The organism is Acinetobacter sp. ANC_7504 (assembly GCF_056779995.1).
This window is the reverse complement of sequence record NZ_JBWYIZ010000001.1, coordinates 639,969-664,524: the sequence shown is the minus strand read 5'-3', so window position 1 is coordinate 664,524 and position 24,556 is coordinate 639,969. Positions and strand designations below refer to the sequence as shown.

25 protein-coding genes are annotated in these 24,556 nt (G+C 37.9%); 13 read left to right on the top strand and 12 right to left on the bottom strand.

Going from position 1 to position 24,556, the window contains the following annotated elements; translation table 11 throughout:
* Positions 1-158: 158 nt before the first annotated feature.
* The 3 genes from AC1M9F_RS03215 (at position 159) to AC1M9F_RS03205 (ending at position 3,243) form a co-directional block, all read left to right on the top strand.
* On the top strand, positions 159-1,454 hold the full coding sequence (locus AC1M9F_RS03215) for an acyl-CoA dehydrogenase family protein (RefSeq protein ID WP_481597034.1): 1,296 nt from the start codon (positions 159-161) through the stop codon (positions 1,452-1,454).
* A gap of 30 nt (positions 1,455-1,484) precedes the next feature.
* Positions 1,485-2,684, top strand: coding sequence for an acyl-CoA dehydrogenase family protein (locus tag AC1M9F_RS03210; RefSeq protein ID WP_481597033.1), 1,200 nt, complete (start codon positions 1,485-1,487; stop codon positions 2,682-2,684).
* 73 nt (positions 2,685-2,757) lie between these two features.
* Positions 2,758-3,243 carry a GNAT family N-acetyltransferase gene (locus AC1M9F_RS03205; RefSeq protein ID WP_180027823.1) on the top strand — a complete coding sequence of 162 codons (486 nt, stop codon included), beginning with the start codon at positions 2,758-2,760 and terminating at the stop codon, positions 3,241-3,243.
* A 38-nt stretch (positions 3,244-3,281) separates the two neighbouring features.
* On the opposite strand, the gene AC1M9F_RS03200 is transcribed toward AC1M9F_RS03205, so the two are convergent.
* Complete coding sequence (locus tag AC1M9F_RS03200) at positions 3,282-4,493, bottom strand: alkane 1-monooxygenase (RefSeq protein ID WP_035263607.1); 1,212 nt, start codon at positions 4,491-4,493, stop codon at positions 3,282-3,284.
* A gap of 188 nt (positions 4,494-4,681) precedes the next feature.
* Between AC1M9F_RS03200 and AC1M9F_RS03195 the strand changes: the two genes are divergently transcribed.
* Positions 4,682-5,614 (top strand): AraC family transcriptional regulator, encoded by a 933-nt coding sequence (locus tag AC1M9F_RS03195; protein ID WP_179998072.1) that lies wholly within the window; start codon positions 4,682-4,684, stop codon positions 5,612-5,614.
* A 73-nt stretch (positions 5,615-5,687) separates the two neighbouring features.
* Here AC1M9F_RS03195 and AC1M9F_RS03190 read toward each other — a convergent pair whose 3' ends face one another.
* The 3 genes from AC1M9F_RS03190 to AC1M9F_RS03180 all read right to left on the bottom strand — a co-directional run bounded on the left by AC1M9F_RS03190 (position 5,688) and on the right by AC1M9F_RS03180 (position 8,551).
* Positions 5,688-7,553, bottom strand: a complete 1,866-nt coding sequence (locus AC1M9F_RS03190; RefSeq protein ID WP_481597032.1) for a SurA N-terminal domain-containing protein — start codon at positions 7,551-7,553, stop codon at positions 5,688-5,690.
* A 128-nt stretch (positions 7,554-7,681) separates the two neighbouring features.
* Complete coding sequence (locus AC1M9F_RS03185; RefSeq protein WP_035263613.1) at positions 7,682-7,954, bottom strand: HU family DNA-binding protein; 273 nt, start codon at positions 7,952-7,954, stop codon at positions 7,682-7,684.
* A gap of 168 nt (positions 7,955-8,122) precedes the next feature.
* Complete coding sequence (locus tag AC1M9F_RS03180) at positions 8,123-8,551, bottom strand: phasin family protein (RefSeq protein WP_481591128.1); 429 nt, start codon at positions 8,549-8,551, stop codon at positions 8,123-8,125.
* Positions 8,552-8,784: 233 nt separating this feature from the next.
* Here AC1M9F_RS03180 and AC1M9F_RS03175 point away from each other — a divergent pair, with 233 nt between their 5' ends.
* The 8 genes from AC1M9F_RS03175 to fdx all read left to right on the top strand — a co-directional run bounded on the left by AC1M9F_RS03175 (position 8,785) and on the right by fdx (position 14,977).
* On the top strand, positions 8,785-9,435 hold the full coding sequence (locus AC1M9F_RS03175) for a hypothetical protein (RefSeq protein ID WP_481591030.1): 651 nt from the start codon (positions 8,785-8,787) through the stop codon (positions 9,433-9,435).
* A gap of 139 nt (positions 9,436-9,574) precedes the next feature.
* Positions 9,575-10,048 (top strand): Rrf2 family transcriptional regulator, encoded by a 474-nt coding sequence (locus AC1M9F_RS03170; RefSeq protein WP_035263618.1) that lies wholly within the window; start codon positions 9,575-9,577, stop codon positions 10,046-10,048.
* 1 nt (position 10,049) lies between these two features.
* The gene (locus AC1M9F_RS03165; RefSeq protein WP_035263620.1) at positions 10,050-11,267 is read left to right on the top strand and encodes an IscS subfamily cysteine desulfurase; all 1,218 of its coding nucleotides are present in this window, start codon (positions 10,050-10,052) and stop codon (positions 11,265-11,267) included.
* 103 nt (positions 11,268-11,370) lie between these two features.
* On the top strand, positions 11,371-11,757 hold the full coding sequence (gene iscU, locus AC1M9F_RS03160) for a Fe-S cluster assembly scaffold IscU (protein ID WP_035263622.1): 387 nt from the start codon (positions 11,371-11,373) through the stop codon (positions 11,755-11,757).
* Positions 11,758-11,787: 30 nt separating this feature from the next.
* Positions 11,788-12,108, top strand: a complete 321-nt coding sequence (gene iscA, locus AC1M9F_RS03155) for an iron-sulfur cluster assembly protein IscA (protein ID WP_035263624.1) — start codon at positions 11,788-11,790, stop codon at positions 12,106-12,108.
* Between the two features lie 101 nt (positions 12,109-12,209).
* Positions 12,210-12,725, top strand: coding sequence for a Fe-S protein assembly co-chaperone HscB (hscB, locus tag AC1M9F_RS03150; RefSeq protein WP_092766335.1), 516 nt, complete (start codon positions 12,210-12,212; stop codon positions 12,723-12,725).
* A 37-nt stretch (positions 12,726-12,762) separates the two neighbouring features.
* The gene (gene hscA / locus AC1M9F_RS03145; RefSeq protein WP_481597031.1) at positions 12,763-14,622 is read left to right on the top strand and encodes a Fe-S protein assembly chaperone HscA; all 1,860 of its coding nucleotides are present in this window, start codon (positions 12,763-12,765) and stop codon (positions 14,620-14,622) included.
* Positions 14,623-14,638: 16 nt separating this feature from the next.
* The gene (gene fdx / locus AC1M9F_RS03140) at positions 14,639-14,977 is read left to right on the top strand and encodes an ISC system 2Fe-2S type ferredoxin (RefSeq protein ID WP_035263630.1); all 339 of its coding nucleotides are present in this window, start codon (positions 14,639-14,641) and stop codon (positions 14,975-14,977) included.
* Between the two features lie 65 nt (positions 14,978-15,042).
* Here the strand turns inward: fdx and AC1M9F_RS03135 are convergent, their stop codons facing one another.
* The 7 genes from AC1M9F_RS03135 to AC1M9F_RS03105 form a co-directional block, all read right to left on the bottom strand.
* On the bottom strand, positions 15,043-16,485 hold the full coding sequence (locus AC1M9F_RS03135) for an adenylate/guanylate cyclase domain-containing protein (protein ID WP_481597030.1): 1,443 nt from the start codon (positions 16,483-16,485) through the stop codon (positions 15,043-15,045).
* 52 nt (positions 16,486-16,537) lie between these two features.
* Positions 16,538-16,975: an HIT domain-containing protein gene (locus tag AC1M9F_RS03130; protein WP_035263634.1), complete on the bottom strand. Its 438-nt coding sequence runs from the start codon at positions 16,973-16,975 to the stop codon at positions 16,538-16,540.
* Positions 16,976-17,199: 224 nt separating this feature from the next.
* Positions 17,200-20,658, bottom strand: coding sequence for a transcription-repair coupling factor (gene mfd, locus AC1M9F_RS03125; RefSeq protein ID WP_481597119.1), 3,459 nt, complete (start codon positions 20,656-20,658; stop codon positions 17,200-17,202).
* 101 nt (positions 20,659-20,759) lie between these two features.
* Positions 20,760-21,110 (bottom strand): hypothetical protein, encoded by a 351-nt coding sequence (locus tag AC1M9F_RS03120; protein ID WP_481597029.1) that lies wholly within the window; start codon positions 21,108-21,110, stop codon positions 20,760-20,762.
* A gap of 99 nt (positions 21,111-21,209) precedes the next feature.
* Positions 21,210-21,995: a glutathione S-transferase N-terminal domain-containing protein gene (locus AC1M9F_RS03115; protein ID WP_481597028.1), complete on the bottom strand. Its 786-nt coding sequence runs from the start codon at positions 21,993-21,995 to the stop codon at positions 21,210-21,212.
* A gap of 30 nt (positions 21,996-22,025) precedes the next feature.
* On the bottom strand, positions 22,026-22,535 hold the full coding sequence (rraA, locus tag AC1M9F_RS03110) for a ribonuclease E activity regulator RraA (RefSeq protein ID WP_035263643.1): 510 nt from the start codon (positions 22,533-22,535) through the stop codon (positions 22,026-22,028).
* An 11-nt stretch (positions 22,536-22,546) separates the two neighbouring features.
* A complete protein-coding gene (locus AC1M9F_RS03105; protein ID WP_481597027.1) occupies positions 22,547-23,212 on the bottom strand; it encodes a Rossmann-fold NAD(P)-binding domain-containing protein in 666 nt (221 codons plus the stop codon).
* Between the two features lie 215 nt (positions 23,213-23,427).
* Here AC1M9F_RS03105 and rpsT point away from each other — a divergent pair, with 215 nt between their 5' ends.
* Complete coding sequence (rpsT, locus tag AC1M9F_RS03100; RefSeq protein ID WP_035263646.1) at positions 23,428-23,697, top strand: 30S ribosomal protein S20; 270 nt, start codon at positions 23,428-23,430, stop codon at positions 23,695-23,697.
* Between the two features lie 78 nt (positions 23,698-23,775).
* Here rpsT and AC1M9F_RS03095 read toward each other — a convergent pair whose 3' ends face one another.
* Positions 23,776-24,513 carry a histidine phosphatase family protein gene (locus AC1M9F_RS03095; protein ID WP_481597026.1) on the bottom strand — a complete coding sequence of 246 codons (738 nt, stop codon included), beginning with the start codon at positions 24,511-24,513 and terminating at the stop codon, positions 23,776-23,778.
* Between the last annotated feature and the right edge of the window lie 43 nt (positions 24,514-24,556).

Below are 24,556 nucleotides of genomic sequence, written 5' to 3'. Positions count from 1 at the left end.
AAAGAATATATCTTAAATTTCATTAGAATACCTATTCAATTACCATTTATCTGTTTGGTCAAAAAAGTCTTTTAAGCTAGTCATTTTCGACATAGTCATTTCACTAAACACATGTCACGATCTTGTTGTATAACAAAACCATCAGGGAATTTACAACAATGAATGATATCGCAAACAAAGCGCAAGGTTTAGGCTTAGCCTTGATCACTAAGCTCGCAGGCAGTGATTTAATCGATCAATTAAAACTAAGAAAAATTATCGAACGCTCGCTTTATCAAGGTTCTAAGGCTGGATTTAAAACCTTGGGCTCTACACAGAAAATTTTTAAACAAAAATCAAATACTCCGACTCAACGTTTATCCAATCAGCAAAAAGGGTTATTTGATCTCAGCCTTTCTGAAGAACAACAGATGACTGTTGATGCGATGCAACAATTTGCTCATGAAGTTCTCTACCCCCTAGCACATACAGCCGACCACCAAGCTACTTTTCCAGAAAACTTATGGGCTCAATTTAAAGATTTAGGTGTCAATTATTATGCATTGCCTGAACAATACGGCGGCGTTGCTTCAGAAAAGAATGTGGTTACAAATGTGCTGATCGCAGAGCAACTTGCACAAGGTGACTTCTCATTAACAGCTACATTACTCTCCACGTTCTCAGTCATTAATGCAATTACACAGTGGGGTTCAGCAGAGATTCAAAATAAGTATTTGTCGGCATTTAGCGAACAAGATGATCTATTTGCAACTTTTGCTGTTCAGGAAAATACACCTGCTTTCAACCCTTTCCAATTAAAAACAAAAGCGACACGCCAAGGCGATCATTTTGTCATTAATGGTGAAAAAACTATCGTTATTCTAGGTGAGCAGGCAGATCTTTTATTGGTTTCCGCAGATTTAGATGGAACAGCTCAGGTTTTCATTGTTGAGCGAAATGAAACGATTTCATATAAAGCAAATCCAGCAATGGGGCTGAAAGCAACCCAATCTGTGAGCCTAAAATTTAACAACACACCAGCATTTAAACTAAATGAGCAAGATTTTGATTATTCAGCGTTCATTGATCTGGGCAATTTAATGTGGTGTGCAATGGCAGTGGGTACATGCCAAGCGGTTAAACAATATTGCATTCAGTATGCCAATGAACGCACTGCATTTGGTGAACCAATATCCCACCGTCAAAGTGTTGCATTTATGATCGCGGATATGGCTATTGAAATTGATGCTATGAAAATGTTGGTTTTGAATGCTGCAAGCCGCGCAGAATCAGGTTTATGTTTCCATCGTGAAGCATACTTAGCACGAATTTTGTGTGCAGAAAAATCAATGAAAATTGGCACTGATGGCGTACAACTCTTAGGTGGACATGGCTTTACCAAAGAACATCCAGTTGAACGTTGGTATCGGGATTTGCGTGCTACTGCCATTATGCATTCTGGTTTACATGCTTAATCAAATAATAAAAATTTAAGGACAAAGATGATGAATTTAGAAAATCCGAAAAAATTTAAAATGCTTGTTGATCAAGCTCATCAGACAGCGTTAAACGTGCTTCGCCCTATTTCACGCAAATATGATAAAGCTGAACATGCTTATCCCAAAGAACTCGACATGTTAGCATCCCTATTGGATGGTATGAATGAAGGTGGCGATGGCATGAATGCTGGCGCTGCCGTCAATAAACGTGGAGATACGACTCAAGGCAACAAAAATGGCGTGAACATGTCTACTGCTTTGGGTGTAATTGAGATGTGTTATGGCGATACTGGTTTATTACTTACCATGCCTCGCCAAGGATTAGGTAACTCTGCAATTGCTGCTGTAGCCAATGAAGAGCAACTTGAACGCTTCAAAGGAACTTGGGCTGCGATGGCAATTACCGAGCCAGGCTGTGGATCTGATTCTGCAGCAATACGCACCACAGCGACTAAAGATGGTGATGATTATATTTTAAATGGCGAGAAAATTTTCGTCACTTCTGGTGAACGAGCTGATTCAGTCGTGGTTTGGGCAACACTCGATAAAAAACTTGGGCGTGCAGCAATCAAATCATTTGTTGTTCCTAAAGGCACGCCTGGCATGACCGTTGAACGTCTTGAACATAAACTCGGAATTAAAGCTTCAGATACTGCTGTCATTCGCTTTATCGATTGTCGTGTCCCTGCTGCAAATTTATTAGGTAATGCTGAAATCGATGTTGCAAAAGGTTTCGCTGGCGTCATGGAAACTTTTGATAATACACGCCCTCTTGTGGCCGCAATGGCAGTTGGGTGCTCTAAAGCGTCTTTAGAGCGTATCAAGGAAATTTTTAAAGACCAACTAGATGCTGAATATGCCACCCCCTACCTTCAATCCTCAAATATTGCAGCTCAGATTTATCGTATGGAAGCAGAATGGGAAGCTGCTCGTTTATTAACCCTAAAAGCTGCATGGATGGCTGACAATAAAAAGCCTAACTCGCGTGAAGCTTCAATTGCAAAAGCGAAAGCTGGACGAATTTGTAATGAAATTACATTGAAGTGTGTCGAACTTGCTACAAGTGTAGGCTATACCGAAGATGAGTTGTTGGAAAAATGGGCGCGTGATTCCAAAATACTAGATATCTTCGAGGGTACACAACAAATTCAACAGCTTATTGTTGCGCGCCGTGAACTTGGAAAATCATCAAGCGAATTGAAATAAATCACGTTGAATTAAACTCAACTCCGATGAAACTTAGATATACTCTGTGAAGATTTACTAAGTTTCATCGATTATGTACTTTATTCGAACTATTCAACCCCAAGATAATCCCCATATTGCAAAAATCATTCGTGAAGTCTCTGTGGAGTTTGCTCTCGCTGCTGAATCAGGCTTCGCAGTAGCAGATCCAATTCTAGATCAACTCTATGACGTTTATACAAAACCTCACTCCATATATTGGGTTATTAGCAATGACCAACACGAGGTCTTTGGTGGTGGGGGCATTGCACCTTTGCTGGGCCACGAAAACACCCTAGAGATACAAAAAATGTATTTTATGCCCTCAATACGAGGTTTGGGTTTTGCAAAACAAATTCTAGAAAAATGTATCCAATTTGCACGAGATCAGGGTTACACGCAAATTTATCTCGAAACCACAGCATCTCTCTGGCAGGCTGTAAAATTATATGAAAAATTAGGTTTTCAACATCTACAACACCCATTAGGAAATACTGGACATAGTGATGCATGCGAAATACGCATGTTAAAAGTATTATAAAAAAACCGACCCATGGTCGGTTTTTTTATTTTTGAGTGTTAGCCCAATAATTTATCAATAACACCAAATTTTTTAAAAATTTTTGCTCGTCGTTTTGGATGAATATTGGCTTTATTTAAATCGCCACCATAATGGTCAAATACGCGCTTATCCATAATTTTAAACCATAACTTAGGTATTAAAACTGGGATCAACATCGTCGCATATCCACTTGGCAACACTGGCGCTTCTTCAAAGTTTCTCAATGCTTGGAATGGTCGTGTCGGATAAGCATGATGATCCGAATGGCGCTGCAACTGGTATAAGAATAGATTGGTTGTGATGTTATTATTATTCCAACTATGTTCAGGCATAGTGCGCGAGTAACTTCCATCCTCCTTCTTTTCTCGCAATAAGCCATAGTGCTCAAGATAGTTGACCATTTCGAATAAAGTCACACCATAAAGTGACTGAATGGCTAAGAATGGTAAAATTTTCTTACCATACAGTTTTAGCATCGTTGCGTGAAAAGTTGCACTAATGGCTGCGCCGTGAAATAGCTCATTTTTCAGTGAAAAGAACGACTCACCCTTACGATTTAATCGATGTTTTTCAATCTGTATTGCTGACTTCAAGCCACCGCTAATGGTTCTTGGAAGAAACTCATAAAAGGTCTCACCCATCTTAGAGGTCGCTGGATCTTCTGGAGTAGCTGCGCGCTTATGATGCCCATATGGGTGCTCAATACGGAAATGATTGTATCCAAGTGGTGCTAGTGTCACGTGTGACCAATAATGATCTGCACGCTTCGGTCGATGGCATAGTTCATGGGCAGTATTCACACCAATACCGTTGATCAACCCCATAGTACAACCAATCAACAACTGATCCAACAATGGGGTTTCTTTACGAGAGACCACGTACCCAGCAAAAAAATTGGCTGCATATTGTAAAGGAACAAACATTTTTACTATACGATCATAGTAAGGATCACTGACTAATTTTTTGATCTGCTCATCACTCGGATTATTCTCATCAGTACCGACCAAAGCATCAATGGTGGGAATAATTACGTGTAATAATAAAGGTCCACCTAATGCAAACAATTTTTTAGTTGCTTTAGGTCCGTATTGATATCCAGCCAAAAAGCCCATCCCTAATACAGGTAGTGCTGGACTAAGCAACCATAAGTAACGCTTCTTATCCAGTTGTAAGCCTTGCGCTATCGGGTTCTGACTCAATAACTCTTCAACTTTTACCTTTGCATTCACTTGCCATTTTCCTTTTCTATTTCTTATTTTTATCTTTGTTCATTTCAAATTTCAAATACAGTCGTAATCGTCCAAAAAAGCTATTGAGTCGTATTTCCACAACGATTTTGAAGCTAAAATACATTATATAAATCTTTACACATGTTAAGATTCAGCAATTGTAAGCGTATAGGGAATATACGAAAAACATGGATGCCCTCAGTCAAGTTTTTGAAGATATTCACCTCAAAAATACGGAATATCTCTACCTTCAAGCACAAGGTAAATGGGCTTTTGAGTTAAGTCATCAAACAGCCATGATTACCTATATTTTATTATACGGTGAAGCCTTTTTTAAATTTCAAAATGGCGAACAGCTACACTTAAAAGCTGGAGATATGGCAATTATTCCTTCTGGAATGTCACATCAAGCCTATAGCCATCAAGAACAAAGATTAGTCAACATTACTCAAATAGAACATTTATTTAAAGGTTTAAGAGATGATGAAATTATCCTCGGTGACGAAGATGATAAATCTGAGAAATCTCTCATCTTCAGTATACGATCTAACATGGACAGTATTATGGGTGGACCATTGATTCAAGCCTTACCCACTTATATCCATTTAAACAATGCACTGAATGCTAGAGAGCCGGAGTGGTTAAGGATCGGGCTTTATTTCGTGGCTGATGAAACCAAGATGAACCGACCTGGTCGCCATAAGATTATGGATCACGTGGTGAGTATTATGTTAATCGAATGCGTGAGAGATTACATTTCCACGCTTACAGATCAGAATAACTGGTTAAATGCACTTACTCACCCAGAATTGAGCCCTGCATTTTCAGCGATTCACAGCCAACCAGAACGAAACTGGACTGTAGAATCATTGGCAGAAACTTGCTTTATGTCACGTTCAAAATTCGCTCATTTATTTCAAAATATGGTGAATGAAACACCATTAGCATACTTACAGAAACACCGTTTAAGATTAGCCAGTCAACTTTTACGCTTGAGCCAGCTTTCAATCCAACAAATCGCACACAAAGTTGGTTATTCATCAGAGACTGCATTTAGTCAAGCCTTCAAAAAACATTATCTATGCAGTCCAAGCCAATATCGTAATACTTATTTGAATTAATCGAATTGAATAAATCATAGCAAAAAAAAAGCACCGAAGTGCTTTTTTTTATGAAGATAGAATTACTGGTGAGTTACTTGATTTTTGCAACTGACTTTAAATACTCAGTGTAATCTTTAAGTAATTGTGTACCACGATAGTTTTGATAAAGCTGTGCAAGCTGCTGTTTTTCTTCAGCCGAAATCGAATCCATAGATGTTTTTTTTACCTCAGCCACACCGATAATTACCATTTCATTTGGTAATTGAGCTGTAGTCACAGACCACATTCCTGCTTTAGGTGCAGGCACACTAAATGCAGCACGTTCAATTTCTCGTTTAAGACCTTGAGAACGAGTAAAAACACCAGCATTTACGAAAGATTGCTGATGCTTAGTTAAAACCTGCTGTGAAGGTAGTGTTTTAAAATCCTTTAACATTGCAGCAACTTTTGCTTGAGCAGCTTCATATGCCTTTTGATTCAACAGCTTTTCCTTAACCTTCGCTTTGGCTACTGATAAAGGTTGAACACCAGCTTCACGGTATTCACGAACTTTCAACCAAACTGTATCACCATTCGCCAATTGTATATTGCTGGTCGCGTTACGATCACCATTTTTTACATCTTGACTAAAGATCTTAGCTTTTACAGCAGGATCCGCTAGGACTGTATTTTGAGTGGCAAGAGTTACATTATTCGCAGTAACCAATTTAGCCGATTTTAATTCCTGAGGGACTACATCTAATGCATCGCTACTTACAACGAGCTCATTCAAACCATTTACTAGATCAGAATAAGCATTGGCATTTTTAGATTTTAATAAATCAGCCTCAAGACGTGCTTTTTCAGACTCAAAACTAGCAACATTCACTTGAGCAGCTTTAGCTTGAATAATATGTACACCAAAATCGGTTTTTACTGGCTTAGTAATCGTACCTTTTGAAGCTTGAACTGCATTATCAAAAGCATCACCAAATACACCGGCTTCATAACCATCAACTCGACCCGCATTATCTTTGGAACTAGAATCTTCAGAATACTGTTGAGCAGCCTCTGCAAAAGATAATCCTGATTGAATTTTTGCATAGACATCATTGGCTATTTTTTCAGCCTCAAGCGCAGTACGATTATCTGTTGTAATCAAAATATGTTGGACTTCAACTTTGGCATTTTTATTTTGTTGAGTTACATATTGATCATAAGCTTGTTTTAATTCTGCATCTGTAACAGTTGTTGTGGCATTTGCTACCATAGCAGGCGTTACCAATACATAATCAAGATCAACTGAGGCAGGTTGCTTAAACAGCACTTTATGTTTTTCATAATAATCAGCGACTTCAGCATCAGTTATTTTTACAGACGTTTTGTAATCATCCAATTTTACAGATGACATAAATAACGTACGTTGCTCACCTTGTAGATTTGCGATTTGCTGAATATCACTTTGGCTTACCAAAGAATTATCACGAATGCTTGAAACTAACATTTGAAGCGCATGATCTTGTCTTAAATTTTGGATTAGACCCTGGCTCGTCATATTAATTGATCGAAGATAGTTTTCATAAGCTTGTTGTGAAAATTTACCATCAACCTGCAGACTTGGCTGTTGAGCAATCATTTGTTCAATCTGAGCATCACTTAAACTGATGCCTAACTTTTCAGCCTGCTGAACCAATAAAGCACGATCAATTAAACTATCTAGAGCCATTTGTTCAATATACGATTGATTCAGAAGTGATTCATCACCTTGAACCATTTGTAAGAATTGATCTTTATAATTCTTCGTTTGAACTTCTAGCTCTTTATTAGAAATTTCTAAATCATTAACGGTTTTAGCAATCCCATCTTTGTTTCCGCCACCGAAATAGCCTTCAATACCGACCAATGCCAATGGTGTCAAAAATAATACTAGAAGGACTTTGCCGAGCCACCCTTTAATGAGTTTACGAAACGATTCCATAGGTATTCCAATATTTTATTTCAAAGCGATTCTAACTGATAATCTAAACCGAATATATCAGATGAAGCCATAAATTTTCTTTTTAATAAAAAACGCGCCAAGTCGGCGCGTTTTGGACTTAATAAGAATTAAGCTACAGAATCTTTTAAACCTTTACCAGCTTTAAAGCTAGGAACTTTGCTTGCTTTAATTTGTAATTCTTCGCCAGTTTTCGGGTTACGACCAGTGCGTGCAGCACGATCTTTAACGCTGAAAGTACCAAATCCTACTAAAGTAACAGAGTCACCTTTTTTCAGCGCTTCGCCAATAGAAGCAATAGTCGCGTCCAATGCCTTACCAGCATCAGTCTTAGACAATCCCCCTTTCTCTGCAATTGCATCAATCAATTCTGATTTATTCATGAAGATTACGTCCTCTTATATCGTTTGTTTAAAATCCAAGGCTTGTATTTTAAAAGGCCATGACGACTTTATAGCAATGCTTTGGGGGGAAACGCAATACTGCTCGACCTGTTTTGATCAAAATAAGCGACAAAAAATACCAAAATTACAGTTTTATCTCTAAATCCATCATTTTTTTTCGAGTTTAGCTCGTAAAGCTTGATTTTCAGCAATGAGCACATCTAATTTCTGGTGAATATCTAAAATCATATTCTCAAGATGTTGTACATCTTTAGTTGAGACGAGCCCAATACGATTAAGCGAAGTACTCACCCCGTGATCTAAAAGTTTTTCCACCTTATCTTTTTTATCCGTAACAGACTCTTTAGTTTTTTCCGCAACTTTGTTTACTGTTTGATCAGTAAATTCAACCGTTTTAGATTCAAGCTCTTCACCAACTTTGACTAAAGAGTCAAACATTTTATTACCTTCTTCCTCTGCGCGAGAAAAAGCACCTAAACCAGCAAGCCAAATTTGTTTAGTATATTTACGAAAATCAAGTGTGGACTTACGTTGATACTTTGTTTTACGTGAGTTTGCAGGTTGTGAGTTGTCCATTAATTCCTGTTCTTTATTGTTATTTACATCTTGATCCACCGTTACACTCCTGTATATTTTAGCCTCTAAACTGACTATTCGTGCATAAAATACATTGATAATATCAAATATCGCTATTGAACCTTGTTCAAAACTGTTCTACAAAGCAATGATAAATGATGTAATCTTAGACTTAATTTAAGTTTGTGTTAATAGAACTTTTTAGATTTATTAAATTTGAATAGGATTTATTTATGAGTGAATCGCAACAACAACAAGGTCATACCCGTTTGTTGCTTAACATTGTTATGTTAGTTTTAGAGACATTCTATTCTTTCGTCTTGAAACATGACCGTGTTGTTCGCCTTCAAGCAAAAAAATTTGTAGAACAACAAATTACAATTAAAATGAATAGCTATATCCCCTATTTTGACTTTTATATCCAATTTACGGATAAAGGCATCTTATTTGACCTTCAAGCGCCAGAAAAAGAACCTGACCTCAAGGTAAGTAGTACTTTAGTCGATATCATTCAAATTTTCGGGTTTGCAAACCGCAGAAGTTTGAAAAAAATGCGTATTGAAGGTGATCAAACCCTTAAAGACGAATTCAGAGATTTAGCATTGCATCTCTCAACACCGAAATTACTTGCAGATTGGAAAAATTGGTTAACAACAGCTTCTGAAGACCAAGATACAAAGGCTTCGAGAAAACGCATTGCACCATTACTTGAAAAAATTGACTTACAAAGATCTAAAATCAATACACTTCAAGTAGAGGTAAAACAATATAAAAATCGTATTCGTCGCATGCAATCCAACCAAAAACGTATCAACATTGCATTCGGGATAGTTTCGGTTCTATTCGTGGCTTTAATCGTGTATAATTTATTGAATATTTATTAAAATAATAAAGTTTTATCTGTTTGAATCCTCGCCATATTTAATTCCGATTAATTTAGTTGGTTTTTAGAAAAAATACTTGACTAAATTAGTCGGAATTCATAAAATTTCATCATCTAGCCTTTTACACGTGTATCGAATCATGCGCTTAACCACTCGCGGTCGCTACGCAGTGACTGCATTACTTGATCTAGCTTTGCAGCCGACTGAACAAACCATTACTTTGGCAGAAATTGCTACTCGCCAAACTATTTCTGTGGCTTATTTAGAACAACTATTTGCTAAATTAAAGCGTCATGGCTTGGTTTCGAGTGTACGTGGTGCTAATGGTGGATACCATTTAGCGCGTAATGCTTCTGATATTACGGTCTTAGAAATTATTGAAGCTGTAAACGAAACTGTTGATGCAACACGTTGTGACCACAAAGGTAACTGCCAAAATGGCGCAATGTGTCTAACTCACGATTTATGGCAAGAACTCTCCCTCCACATTGCCGATTACTTAGCTAAAATCTCTCTTGCTGATTTAGTTGCTCGCGATAACGTTCAAACTGTTGCGATCCGCCAGAATACAGCTCCATTAGATTCAGCCCTTTTATCGGTTACAGGTATTTGACATGAAACGTCCAATTTATCTTGATTATGCTGCAACGACTCCAGTCGACCCACAAGTTGCTGAGCGCATGATGGAATGCCTTACATTCGATGGGACTTTTGGTAACCCTGCATCACGTTCGCACGCATATGGTTGGCAAGCTGAAGAAAAAGTTGAATACGCTCGTGAGCAAGTTGCAAATCTTGTAAAAGCAGATCCACGCGAAATCGTTTGGACATCTGGCGCTACAGAATCTGACAACCTTGCACTGAAAGGTGTTGCACAGTTCTACGCTTCAAAAGGCAAACACATCATTACGAGTAAAATTGAACATAAAGCAATTTTAGATACTTGCCGTGAATTAGAACAAGAAGGCTTTGAAATTACCTATCTTGAACCAGAAGCTCAAACAGGTCTAATTACTCCTGAAATGGTTCAAGCTGCTTTACGTCCAGATACAATTCTTGTTTCATTAATGATGGTCAATAATGAAATTGGCACTGTGACTGATGTTGCCGCTATTGGTGAATTAACTCGTGCGAATAAGACATATTTCCACGTAGATGCCGCTCAAGCTGCCGGTAAAGTTGAAATCGATTTATCAACCATGAAAATTGATTTAATGAGTTTCTCTGCTCACAAAATTTATGGCCCTAAAGGTATCGGTGCACTTTACGTACGTCGTAGTCCACGTGTGCGTCTTAAAGCTCAAATGCATGGTGGTGGTCATGAGCGCGGTATGCGTTCTGGTACGCTTGCAACTCACCAAATCGTTGGTATGGGTGAAGCATTTGAACTTGCAGGTAAAAACCTAGTTGCTGAACAAACTCGCTTACGCACTCTACGTGACAAACTTTGGAATGGTCTACAAGATCTTGAACAAGTTTTCTTAAATGGTCATCCGACTCAAAACGTAGCAAACTACTTAAACGTAAGTTTTAACTTCGTTGAGGGTGAATCTTTAATGATGTCACTTAAAGATGCTGCTGTTTCATCTGGTTCAGCTTGTACTTCTGCAACATTAGAACCTTCTTATGTTCTTCGTGCATTAGGCTTATCTGATGAGTTAGCACACAGTTCAATTCGCTTCAGTTTTGGTAAATATACGACTGAAGAAGACATTGATCACGTACTAGAAGTGACAAAAGCTGCTGTAGAAAAATTACGTGACCTTTCTCCACTTTGGGATATGTACAAAGAAGGGATTGATCTGTCGAAAGTTGAATGGACAGAACACTAATTTAAACCAAACACATGCATCTTATTAAGCTTAAATATTGAAATTTAATAAGATGCACCCATATTAAATATTATCAGCCGACCCTGAGGTTTGGAGACGCATCATGGCTTATAGCGAAAAAGTGATTGATCATTACGAAAATCCTCGTAATGTTGGTGTTTTAGATAAAAACGCAGAAAACGTAGGTACAGGTATGGTCGGTGCACCAGCTTGTGGTGACGTTATGCGTCTTCAAATCCAAGTGGATGAGAATGGTGTAATTGAAGAAGCTCGCTTCAAAACTTACGGATGTGGTTCTGCAATTGCTTCAAGTTCACTTGTAACTGAATGGCTAAAAGGTAAAACTTTAGACCAAGCACAGCAAATCAAGAATATTGATATTGCAAATGAACTTGCGCTTCCTCCTGTAAAAGTACACTGCTCTGTACTTGCAGAAGATGCAATTAAAGCTGCTGTAGAAGACTACCGTAGCAAAAAAGCGAAAGCTTAATTTAGCGCTTGATGATTGAATGGAGTTTTCATGATCAATTTAACTGAAAATGCTGCAACTCATATCAGCAATTATTTATTGAATCGCGGTAAGGGTGAAGGTATTCGCGTTGGTGTGAAAACTTCAGGTTGTTCTGGATTGGCTTATGTTCTCGAATTCGTTGATGAAGTTGACGAACATGATCAAGTCTTTGAACAGTTTGGGGTTAAAGTTTTCGTTGATCCGAAGAGCCTTGTTTATCTAGAAGGTATGGAAATGGACTATGTTAAAAATGGTCTAAACGAAGGTTTTGAATTCAACAACCCAAACAAAAAAGGTGAATGTGGTTGTGGTGAATCTTTCACTGTTTAAGATAATCATTCTCTTTTTACCTGATTAAAACAGTGCCCTGCACTGTTTTAATTCTATTCAGCGCCCACTTTTATTTTTCACTATTTTGGAATTTCCAATCCATGAATCATTTTGAGTTGTTTAATCTCCCTGTAGCACTCGATATTGATTTAGCAACTTTGAAAGCTAACTTTCTAAAATTGCAGCAACAATATCATCCAGATAAAGCTGAAAATAAAGACCAAGCCTTGATCAAATCTAGCGAAATCAATCAAGCTTATAAAGTTTTATCTCAAGTTGACAGCCGTGCTGGATATTTACTTACACTCAAAAAACAAGACTATCATTTAGATCAATCCATCAATGATTTCGAATTTTTACAATCTGCATTAGAAATTCGTGAACAGTTAGATGAAGCTCAAAGTTCTGAACAACTTTCATCTTTAAAAACTGAAGTGCAACAATGGATTGATGGTTTAGTTCGCGAATTCAAAATAGACTATGAAGCTGAAGATTGGGCTGAGTCTCGCGATACTGTTCGAAAATTACGTTTCTTCCAAAAAGTGATGAATGATATACATCAAGCTGAAGATCGTATTCTCGATGATGAAGATTTTGACTTAGATGACGAATTCTAATTTTATTTTTTTGTTTTATTTTCAAGGGATTTAACACATGGCACTCTTGCAAATTGCTGAACCTGGACAATCAAGTGCGCCACATGAACATCGCATTGCTATTGGTATTGATTTAGGTACGACCCACTCTCTTGTAGCAACTGTGCTTTCTGGCAAACCTAAAGTTCTAAACGATGAACAAGGTCAAGTGTTACTTCCTTCTATCGTACATTATGCTGAAAACTCTACTGTGCTCGGCAATGACGCAAAACCGTTTATAACTCGTGACCCACAGAATACTATTGTCTCTGTAAAACGTTTTATGGGACGCTCAAAAGCTGATATTAAATTTCAACACCCATATCAATTGGTGGGTGAAGACAATCAGATGCCTGCTTTTGAAACAGCGCAAGGTCGTAAAACACCTGTCGAAATTTCTGCTGAAATTCTAATAAATCTAAAAGATCGTGCTGAAGCAAGTTTAAAAAATCCCATAAATGGTGCTGTCATTACAGTACCTGCCTATTTTGATGAAGCACAACGTCAAGCAACACGAGACGCTGCACAGCTCGCTGGTTTAAACGTACTGAGATTATTAAACGAACCTACAGCAGCAGCTGTAGCGTATGGTTTAGATCAAGCAACAAATTTAAGTACAGATCAAAATTATGTGATTTACGACTTAGGTGGTGGTACTTTCGACGTCTCCATCCTACGTTTCTCACAGGGTGTATTTGAGGTACTCGCTACAGGTGGACACACTGCACTTGGAGGCGATGATTTAGATCGTCTTATCGTCAAGTGGGCTAAAAAATCACTCAATATCGAGACCTTAGATGATAACGAGTATGCACACTTCCTTGTTGCAGCACGTAAAGCGAAAGAAGCTTTATCGGACCAAGATCAAGTTAATCTTCAGCTTTTAGAAAACGAATTAACTTTGGATCGTTCAACGTTTGAAAGCATCATTAAAGTTGCTCTAGATAAAACGATTTCAGTGTGCAAACGAGTATTACGTGACGCTAAATTGAAATTAGACGATATAAAAAATGTCGTTTTAGTAGGTGGCTCTACTCGCTCTTATGCGGTACAAAAAGCTGTAGCAGAAGTATTTAGTCAAGAACCCCTGTGTACCATTAATCCAGATGAAGTCGTTGCAATCGGTGCTGCAATTACTGCCAACCAATTAATTGGTAATAGTACAGATGGTTCTCTACTACTTGATGTAACACCATTATCACTTGGTATTGAAACCATGGGTGGACTAGTAGAGCGATTAATTTCACGCAATACTGCAATTCCTGTCGCTCGTCGTCAAGAGTTCACCACGTATCAAGATGGTCAAACTGCGATGTTAATCCATGTTGTCCAAGGTGAGCGCGATTTAGTAGAACATTGCCGTAGTCTCGGACGTTTTGTTTTACGCGGCATTCCACCGATGACTGCTGGTCAAGCACGCATTGAAGTGACTTATCAAGTCGATGCTGACGGTCTCTTATCGGTATCTGCTCGTGAAACAACATCTAACGTCTCAGCTCAGATTGATATTAAACCATCATACGGTTTATCTGATACTGATATGGAGCGCCTACTGGTTGATGGTTTTAAATTTGCAGCAGAAGATAAAGCCCTTCGTCATTTACATGAAACTAAAGTTGAAGCTCAACGAGAACTTGAAGCTCTTTCTCAAGCGCTTAAAGCTGATATTAAACTCTTGACTGAACAGGAAGCTCAGGATTTAATTTCTGCACAAACTCATTTGGCTCAACAACTTGAAACTTCTGATATTGAAGCAATTGAAGCTGCTGTTACTGCGTTAAAAGTTCATAGTGATGCATTTGCTGCAAAACGAATGAATCAACATATTGATCATGCTCTCAAAGGCACTAAGCTTGACGATTGGTCAAACTCAAACTAAACATAGGTAAAAATTTATGCCACGTATTAAAGTTCTTCCACATGCGCAAATTTGCCCTGAAGGTGCTGAGTTTGAAGTTGAGCAAAATGCCAATCTTTGCGAAAGCCTTCTAAAAAATGGTATTAAAATTGAACATGCTTGTGATATGTCTGCAGCTTGCACGACCTGCCATGTCATTGTTCGTAAAGGTTTTGATGGTCTTGAAGAAATGAATGATGTAGAAGCAGATTTACTCGATCGTGCTTGGGGTCTAGAGCCAGATTCACGTCTTTCTTGCCAAGTAAAAATTGAAAATGATGATTTAGAAGTTGAAATTCCGAAGTACACGATTAACCATGCTTCTGAAAATCATTAATCATTTGTAAAACCATATAAAAAAGGTCACTTAAGTGACCTTTTTATTTATGTAGATATAAAATCCTAATTTAGATATTTTACTTCATCAGATAATTTTAACTTCACAATACCAGAAGAGTTGGTTAAATCCTGCTGAAGTTTAATACGTTCAATCATTTTTTCTAAAACTGCGATTAATTCAGCATATTCGTAATTTTGTACTTCTTCCATATTCAGCACCAGTTGAAACCCTTTGTACTCGTAATCAAACCAATGTTGATGGGTTTGCTTGGTGCTATATTTTTCCATGACCTGCCAACTTTTAATTGAACCATGAATCCCTTTCAGCTCTATAGGTTCCTGAGGTGCACAAAGATAATAGTTTTTAACTAACTTATAAGTCTCATCCGAGATTAAAATTTCATCAATTTCTGCAGCATTTTGAAGTCTTGCAGCTAAATTTGCATCCCGCCCAACAATGGTATATGCCATTCGATGAACTGCGCCATAGTTACCAACGTGACAATAACCTGTACTAATGCCCATACGTATATGCAGTGCTGAGTATCCCATTTTCACCCAGCGTTCACGCAAAAATTTCATTTGTTGACGCATTGCCATCGCCATATCGATGCAATTTTTGGCATCCTGCTCAACCCCTTGCGAACCTGGATCTCCAAAGAAAATGAGAATCGCGTCTCCCATAAACTTGTCAATTGTTCCACCATATTGCTTGGCAATTTCAGTCATATGGCTCAGATAGTCATTCAAAACAAAAGCTAAGTCATCTGGAATAAGAGTCTCTGAAAGCTCAGTAAATCCCTGAATGTCAGAGAAAAAAATCGTAATTTTTTTTCGTTTATATTCAAGTTTCGCTTCAGTTTCACCACGCATGATTGATTGCCACAATTGAATTGGTGCATAGCGGCTTAACTGATTCGATAACTCAATATATCGATTCATTTCTTTAAAATAAGTTTGACGTTGAACATCTAATTTTTTTACACGTCGATTCTGATAATAATTAGCAAAATTCACAAAAAGAATCGCACATATACACGAGACTACGGACAATTCGATTGAAGTTTGCTGGAAATAATCTTCAAAACCAAAAATAAAAATTGTACAAATATAAAAAACAATGATCGCAACTAAAATTGCAATCGAACTCACCATCATCGAAATTTTATTATTAACGGCGGTAAACACCAATCCAAACAGGAAAACAAATGTTGGCAACAAACTTAAATGCACTGCTGCTAAGGCGGTAGCTACAACAACAACATCAATAATAAAGAACGCAAAACGTCTGGTTTTACTACCATAACGATATTGGATACTGTGTGAAATTCGGGGTGCCAATAGAATCAGCAAGAAAATAAATAGAGGGTATAAAATCTGATAATTTTGGTTTTGTGAAGTGAAATAATAGATCACAACAAGAATCGCGATCATCACATACCCCATCATCCTGAGGAGTACTTCAAACTGCTGTGGCTCTTTATCCAGCATTCGTTCAAATGGCAATTGCTATTACCTCAATTCACATTATTTTTATTCTTCCTTGAAATTGACGTATTTACTCCATACGCCAATCGAAAGGCATGTCACCTTGACCACGTAGCGCGAGCATGAGCGTTTGACGCATATGCGCTAAAACATCATTACTGTAAGGAACTGCAGGTGAAGCACCCCAAACAGGCTTAGGCCATGCAGAATCATTCTGATAACGAACTACATGATGAAAATGAAGTTGAGGAACCATATTTCCTAGTGCTGCAACGTTCATTTTATCCGCACGGAAAACTCGAGATAATTGACTAGATAACCAGCTAGATTCTCTTAAAAATTGTTCTTGGTCTGCTTGGCTTAATTCATATAATTCAGTTACACCAGGAACACGCGGTACCAAAATCAACCATGGAAATTGCATGTCATTCATTAAACGACAAGTTGAAAGTGGAAAGTCGCCAACAAAAAAAGTATCTTGAGCAAGTTGTGGATGCAAACTAAACATATATTTATAAATGACGCAAAAATTAAATGGATAGCTAATACTAACACAACAGTTTTAGACTGAGTATTATTAGTCATGTGTTTCGATACAAAAAAATATGTATTTCATTGATTTGAATCTCACTCATTCATTGCAATGCATCGCTAAAAAATCAACCTATAAGGTTGACTGTCAGCCAGTGCATTTTGAGCAATGAACAAGTCTAGATTCAAGCCCAACTTAGATCAGTTGAGCCCTCTCATCAACTCATCTAAAAGATCATTAATAAACTGAATTCTTTTATCATTTTCCTCAAGCATAACCATCACTTTCAGACGTTGACCACCGTCCATTCTAAAAAATGTCGGATGTTTTTGCATCATTTGGATAATACTCATCGCTTGAACAGGAGTATCAGGTGAAAATTCAATTTGGCCACCCTGCTTACTCAAATCAATTTTGGTAATACCTAATTTTTCTGCTTTTATACGCACCTGATGAACAGTAAAAAGATATTTCACTTGTTGAGGTAGCACACCAAAACGATCGATAAGCTCCATACGGATATGATCGAGTTTTTCTTGTGTATCCGTATTACTAATTCGCTTATAGAACAATAAACGCTGATGCACATCACCTAAATATTCATCTGGAATTAATGCAGGCATATGTAAACTAATTTCAGCCGTGAGTGACAAAGGGGCATCAAAGTTAGGAGTCTTACCATTTTGGATAGCTTTAGTCGCTTTCTCAAGCATTTCCATATATAGACTATATCCAATTGCATGCATTGAACCACTTTGTTGCTCACCTAAAAGCTCGCCTGCTCCACGTATTTCTAAATCCTCTGTTGCCAATACAAAACCAGCGCCTAAAGTAGAAGCACGCTGAATGGCATCAAGTCGTTTTTCAGCATCACCTTTTAAGCCTTTAATAGACGGAACCATCAGATACGCATAGGCTTGATGATGAGAGCGCCCCACACGACCACGCAGTTGATGAAGTTGTGCCAAACCTAGCTTGTCTGCTCGCTCGATGATAATTGTATTGGCATTTGGTACATCAATTCCCGTTTCAATAATGGTCGAACACACCAATACATTATATTCTTTATGATAAAACTGCTGCATGACCTGTTCTAACTCACGCTCACGCATTTGACCATGCGCAACTGCAACCCGAGCTTCAGGAACTAACAACCGAATATTTTCAGCCGCTCGTTCAATGGTATCCACTTCATTATGCAAAATATAAACCTGACCACCACGTAATAGTTCACGCAAGATCGCCTCTTTCATCGTGGCATCGGTCTGCTCATTGACAAAGGTCTTAACAGCGAGACGGCGTGCAGGTGGTGTAGCAATAATTGAGAGGTCACGCATACCTGAAAACGCCATATTTAAGGTACGCGGGATTGGCGTAGCGGTTAGCGTCAGCATATCTACATCGGCACGCATCGCTTTAATACGTTCTTTATCTCGCACACCAAAGCGATGTTCTTCATCAACAATCATCAATCCAAGTTGTTTAAACTGGACATTTTCCTGCAAAATTTTATGCGTTCCAATGACGATATCAACTTTACCCTCTGCCAAATCTTCGATCGTTTTTAAGTGTGTTTTATTTGAGCCAAATCGAGATAAAACTTCAATACGGATAGGCCAATCAGCAAATCGATCTTTGAAAGATTCATAATGCTGTTGCGCAAGTAAAGTTGTTGGAACTAAAACAGCAACTTGCTTATTGTTCTGTACAGCAACAAAAGCAGCTCTCATCGCCACTTCTGTCTTACCAAATCCAACATCACCACAGACTAAACGATCCATTGGTTTAGCTTGTTGCATGTCGTATAAAGTCGCTTCGATAGCATTCGCTTGATCAAGCGTTTCTTCATAAGCAAAACCACTAACAAACTGCATATAAGTAGTGTGATCTAATTCAAATTGAATACCTGGTTTTGAGTGGCGTCTTGCTTGAATATGAAGAAGTTCGGCTGCAACATCATGTATTTGCTCTAGTGCTTTGCGCTTAGCTTTATTCCAAGCATCAGTACCAAGTTTATGCAGTGGTGCTAAATCAGGATCACCTCCACTGTATCGACTAATCAGATGCAAATTGGTGACAGGAACATAGACTTTGGCATCATCAGCATAATTAAGTTGCAAAAATTCGTGGTCTTGCTCATCAATACATAAAGTCACTAATCCCGCATAGCGACCTACACCGTGATCAATATGAACTACAGGAGCACCTATACTTAATTCAGTTAAACTTTTAACTAAGAACTCTTCAGAAACTTCATGCTGGCGTTTTCTACGGCGTTGTACAACACGATGCTCATAGAGTTGATTTTCTGAAATGACAGATATTTGTCCTTTAATCTCCAAGCCACGTTCAAGTGGTGCATGCGTTACTGCTACTGAATATTGTTGATTAATAAACTCCTGATAATGCTCTACAACAGGAATTTCACCCATACTTGCTCGCAAGGAGTCCTTTAACGATTCACGACGTCCCGCACTTTCAGCGACGAGTAAGACAGGGTGTTGCGCAGCATCAATAAATGATTTTACAGCATGAAATGGCTGTTGATGTTTAGGCTCTACCGCTAAACGAGGTGGCTGTTCAGCAGAGGTATTAATTACACCCGCTTTAGGTTCAAAAACTTCGTCAGATGCGATAATACGAGGAAACTGATTGAGTTGTTCAAAAATTTGATTTTGTTGAAAGAAGATTTGTTCTGGAGCTAATAAAGGTTGATCAACATTATGACGTCGGTCTTCATAACGCTGATAAATATCTTTCCAAAATTGAGTTAATTCACTTTCAATATTGCGATCTGTAATGACAATGGAATGTTTTGGTAAGTATGATGTAATACTACTTTGTTCTAGCATTTCTTTTTTTGAAAAAAACAGCGGAAAGTAATAGTCCAATCCCGGTGAAGATATACCCTCCATTACATCCTGATAAATTGGATTTTTTTTCGGGTTCGCCGTTGGAAACTCTTCAGCATAACGGTCTCGAAATTGAGCTCTACCTTCTTTTAAAGGAAACTCTTTAGCTGGTAAAACCTTAAAATGTTCAAGTTTCGTCGTGGTCCTTTGAGTTTCTGGATCAAAAAATTTTAAAGAATCAATTTCATCATCAAACAAATCTATTCGAATTGGAGCATCTTGCCCTGAAGCAAAAATATCAACTAAACTTCCCCGAACAGCAAATTCTCCATGATCATATACAGTATCGACCAAATGATAACCAGCCTGAATCAGGCGTTGTTTCTGCTTTTCTAAATCAAATTTTTGCCCAACGCTAATATCAAAATGCTCCCCTAACACCCAAGACGTCGGCGCAACACGTTGTGCCAAAGTTGTGCTTGAAATGAGTAGTATCCCTTTTGTTGGCATATTAGAGAGCACTGATAATCTTTCTGAGACAATATCTTGATGCGGAGACAACCGATCGTAAGGTAAGATCTCCCAATCTGGAAAGATGGTGGGCTTCACACCATAAAATTCAAGTTCACTCTCAAGTTGAGCTAAATGTTGATTATTTCTAGCTACCAGAACAAAGAGTCGATCAGAGTTTTGACTTATTTCTTTTAAAAGCAAAGCGATGGCAGAGCCTTTAAGCGCCCCTAACCATCTTTTTTCGCCAGATTTTATTTGTGATAGATTAAGTTGAGAAATTTCTTTTTGGAACATGAAGATCGCTTTAAAAGTCTGGTAGGACATTGCACTATTTTATCATGTTCAAAATCGAGAATGAGTTATTTTTAGATATCACAAACATTCAGTCGCAAACATTAGCGCTCACGTTTGAATTCACGATAATAATCATTGAGCAATATCACGAATTTTTTTAACTGTTCTAGATTCTGTTGATTATTACCTAATCTCGTTGTAAAACGACCTGTATTCAACTCGAGATCTATTTTCTCTTTGATCAACATTCCCCGATAAAATAAATTTTCCAAATCATCAAAACGAGTAACCTTTCGGTTCGAAAAATATGACAATCTTTCATTTAGTTCATTCAAAACAACGTCATCGATAATATATCCTAATTCAGGATCATGACGAATTTGATGAGTCTGTAAATAAACTTGCTCAGCCGATGGTTTTTTTTGAATCAAATCAGAAATTTTTTTAAACATAGTTTGGGAAGAAAAGCTGAAAACTCAAAATGATGGTCTATCTTAGCATCTGGTCACGAATACACCTATATTCATGACCAAAAAGCACTCAAACTAAAATTAACCGTAATTTTTTCTTAAATATTCTACAATCTTCTTCGATTCGAACAATTTTACGCCTGTGTTAGGATCAACTAAGTACGGGACTTGTATATCCTGCCCCTTGCGATTCATTACCTTTACAACCTGCTCGCGTTTACCGCCAGCCAAAGGAATATATTTCCCAGGCTTCAATCGTAAAATCGCTGGTCCTTGATCCTGCCAACGCTCTTTAGCGACATTATGAAACTTAAATGGTAATTCAAGTTCTGTGAGTTCAGCGCGCACGATTCTGGTGTATGGACTCGCTTCAAACCCCCACAGCTCAATTAAATGCTCGGGTTGTGGTCTCTGCTTAATCGCTTTATTTATAAAAATCCCACGAGCACCATTAATCAGTGTTCCAGCTAGAGCAACTACAGGCAATTTGGGGTAATGTGAGAATTGCTTCGGTGTTTGACCTGTCTCACCATAATGCTTAAAAAGATAGTGAATAATATCCTGAGACTCGTAAAGTTTAGCCCCAGTATTTTCATCAATTAAAAAAGGAAATTGAATCTTACCACCAAGTGTTTTTACTTGATCTCGATAGACCCTTCCACCTTTCGGACAAGGATACACTTCGTAGTCAAGATTAAGTAAAGTCAACACCTCTCTTACACGACGACAGAATGGTGATCCTTCAAATTCGTAAAGCTTTAATGCTTTTTCTGGCTGTTTAGGAAACGGTGTACCTGAAGTCCCACGTCCACCTTCTGCAACAGCTGAAGCTAGCGCCTGAGCCACTTTTAATTGATGAATCACCATACTGATTACCTCGTTTTTGTTTTATTTAAATTAATCGACTAATTTTGTCTTGGACACAATAATTCCATTATTGTCTGCATAGATATAATCACCTGGTTGGATTGTGATATTTCCAATCTGAATCGTGATATTGGTTTCGCCCACCCCTTTGCGATTACTTTTTTGAGGTATAGCCGCAAGTGCGTGCACGCCTAGATTTAAACTCGCAATGGCATCAACATCTCTAACACAACCATTAATAATGACACCACTCCATCCATATTTAACGGCAGACTCAGCAATCATATCTCCCATCAATGCACAACGCATGGAAGAACCACCATCTACAACTAAAACTTTGCCTTGCCCATCTGTAGCGAGTAACTCTTTTACTCGTGAATTGTCCTCAAAACATTTAACAGTGACAGCTTCACCCCCAAAGCTTTTTACACCGCCGTAACTTTTGAAGAATTTTCCATCAATAGATGGATACAATACTTGAATATCTAAATCAGGATGGTCATCCAGTAAATCACACGTCACAAATGTTGGCGTTGTCACTTTTTATACCCTCAGTTATGTTTTTGAATCTCTAAATTATCATAAATCTTAATTTTTTCATTTTGAGTTCTTGCGCTCACGACCATAGTATTAGCGACTTGCTCTGCTGTCACTGGCTTATATTTGAATGTATTTGGCAGAAATTGCGATACTCGCTTGAAAATACTCTGAGAAATATCTTCGAGTGTCCTTGTTTCAGCTCTTTCACCAATTAAGAGTGAAGGTCGAATGATCGCCAATTGATAGAGTGATAATGATTTTAGATAATTTTCTAACTTTCCCTTCACTTGATTATAAAAGAAATGAGATCTTTCATTCGCACCTTCCGCACTTACAATTGCAAAAAAAGTATCGGTATTCACAAGCAAATCAGCAAAATGAGCATTTATCTCAAAATCGATATTGTAAAAATTTTCTTTAGAGCCTGCTTTTTTAATTGTACTTCCTAGGCAACTAAACGCATGTGAGAATCCAGAAGCGTCCTCATCATTTAACATTAAAAAGTCATCAATGACCAACTGATCAACTTTAGTGAACTTTTCAAATTGTTCATCATGCTTACGAACAACTACGACAATTCTTTCGCAATCTACCAATTGATTCAAATGATTTACCAAAGATCGACCAACTAAACCAGTTGCCCCTATAACTATTGCACTTTTAATATTTTTAATCATTTTTTCGCCATTCCTTCCAATATTCATATAATCTAACGCGCTAACCGCATTTTATCTGCATCAAAAATGTTGTCAAAGCATGTCAAGACTTGACTTTGCCGCATCATTTAATCACAATATGGCACTTGTTTACGGGCTGGTGTAAATTCTTCTAATGTTTGTATTTAGTTGAAATTTCAGCCCGCCCAGACCAATCAATTTCAAGGAGTGCACGAGTGGCAAACTCTGCTCAAGCAAAAAAACGTGCTCGTCAAAACGTTAAAGCACGTAAACACAACGCAAGCTTACGTTCTATGGTTCGTACTTACCTTAAACGCACAGTAGCAGCGATCGCTGCGGGTGACTATGCAGCAGCTTCTGAAGCTTACAAAACTGCAGTACCTGTAATCGACCGTATGGCTGATAAAGGTATCATCCACAAGAACAAAGCTGCTCGTCATAAGAGCCGTTTAAATGCACAAGTTAAAGCTTTAGCTTCTAACTAAGTTGCGTTAAAAAAAGCCCTTTAAGGGCTTTTTTTATATCTTAAATTTATCAATAATGCTTAAAAAATATTAAAATTACTATCTTTCTTGCTCTATAAATTCACGAATAGACAGCTCATTAGATTCACCACGCCATATCCATTTCAATTTTGCATCTATAAATGCTTCACCTTCAAACCAAACAAACAAACCTTCCATCATTTCTGGCCAATCCTGCTGACTAATCTGTGTTTTACCTGAAATTACAGCCAGAATACCAGCGAGAATAGTGTCATGGCTAACCGCCAAACTTAATCCATGATTCTGTTGAGGGTGAGTTTGATAAAGCAAATGTAAAACATCAATCACACCTGTAATTGGCTGCTTCATCCCAGGTAAAGTATTGTTTACAAAGCTATTGATAAATCCCAAAGCACCTTGTTGCTTAAAATATGGCGCAGCTTGCTCGATATCTAAAACGAAGCTACCAGGCTCGACCAAAAGCCCCTGCTCAACAATTTTAATATGATGGGTATTTGACTTAGGATTGATTTGATCAGCACCTTGAATCATCAGTGCTGCAGTATCAATACAACGTTGAATTGGACTAGAAATACAGTGTTCAATCACACGATCTGTTTGATCAATAAGATAAGCCCCCCAAGCCTGCGCCAGATCCTTACCTTGATCTGTTAATTGCAAATCATATCCAGCGAGTCCTTGGCCCACCACCATTTCACGAATTGAGTGGCGAGTAAATAGTGTAACAGGCACAGCAACATCGGGCAGTAAATCAACCGCTCTGAGCATACTTGGAGGAAGCAACTTCAGCGACATAATAATTCTAATAAATGAAATTAATTTGACTATAACACGATGA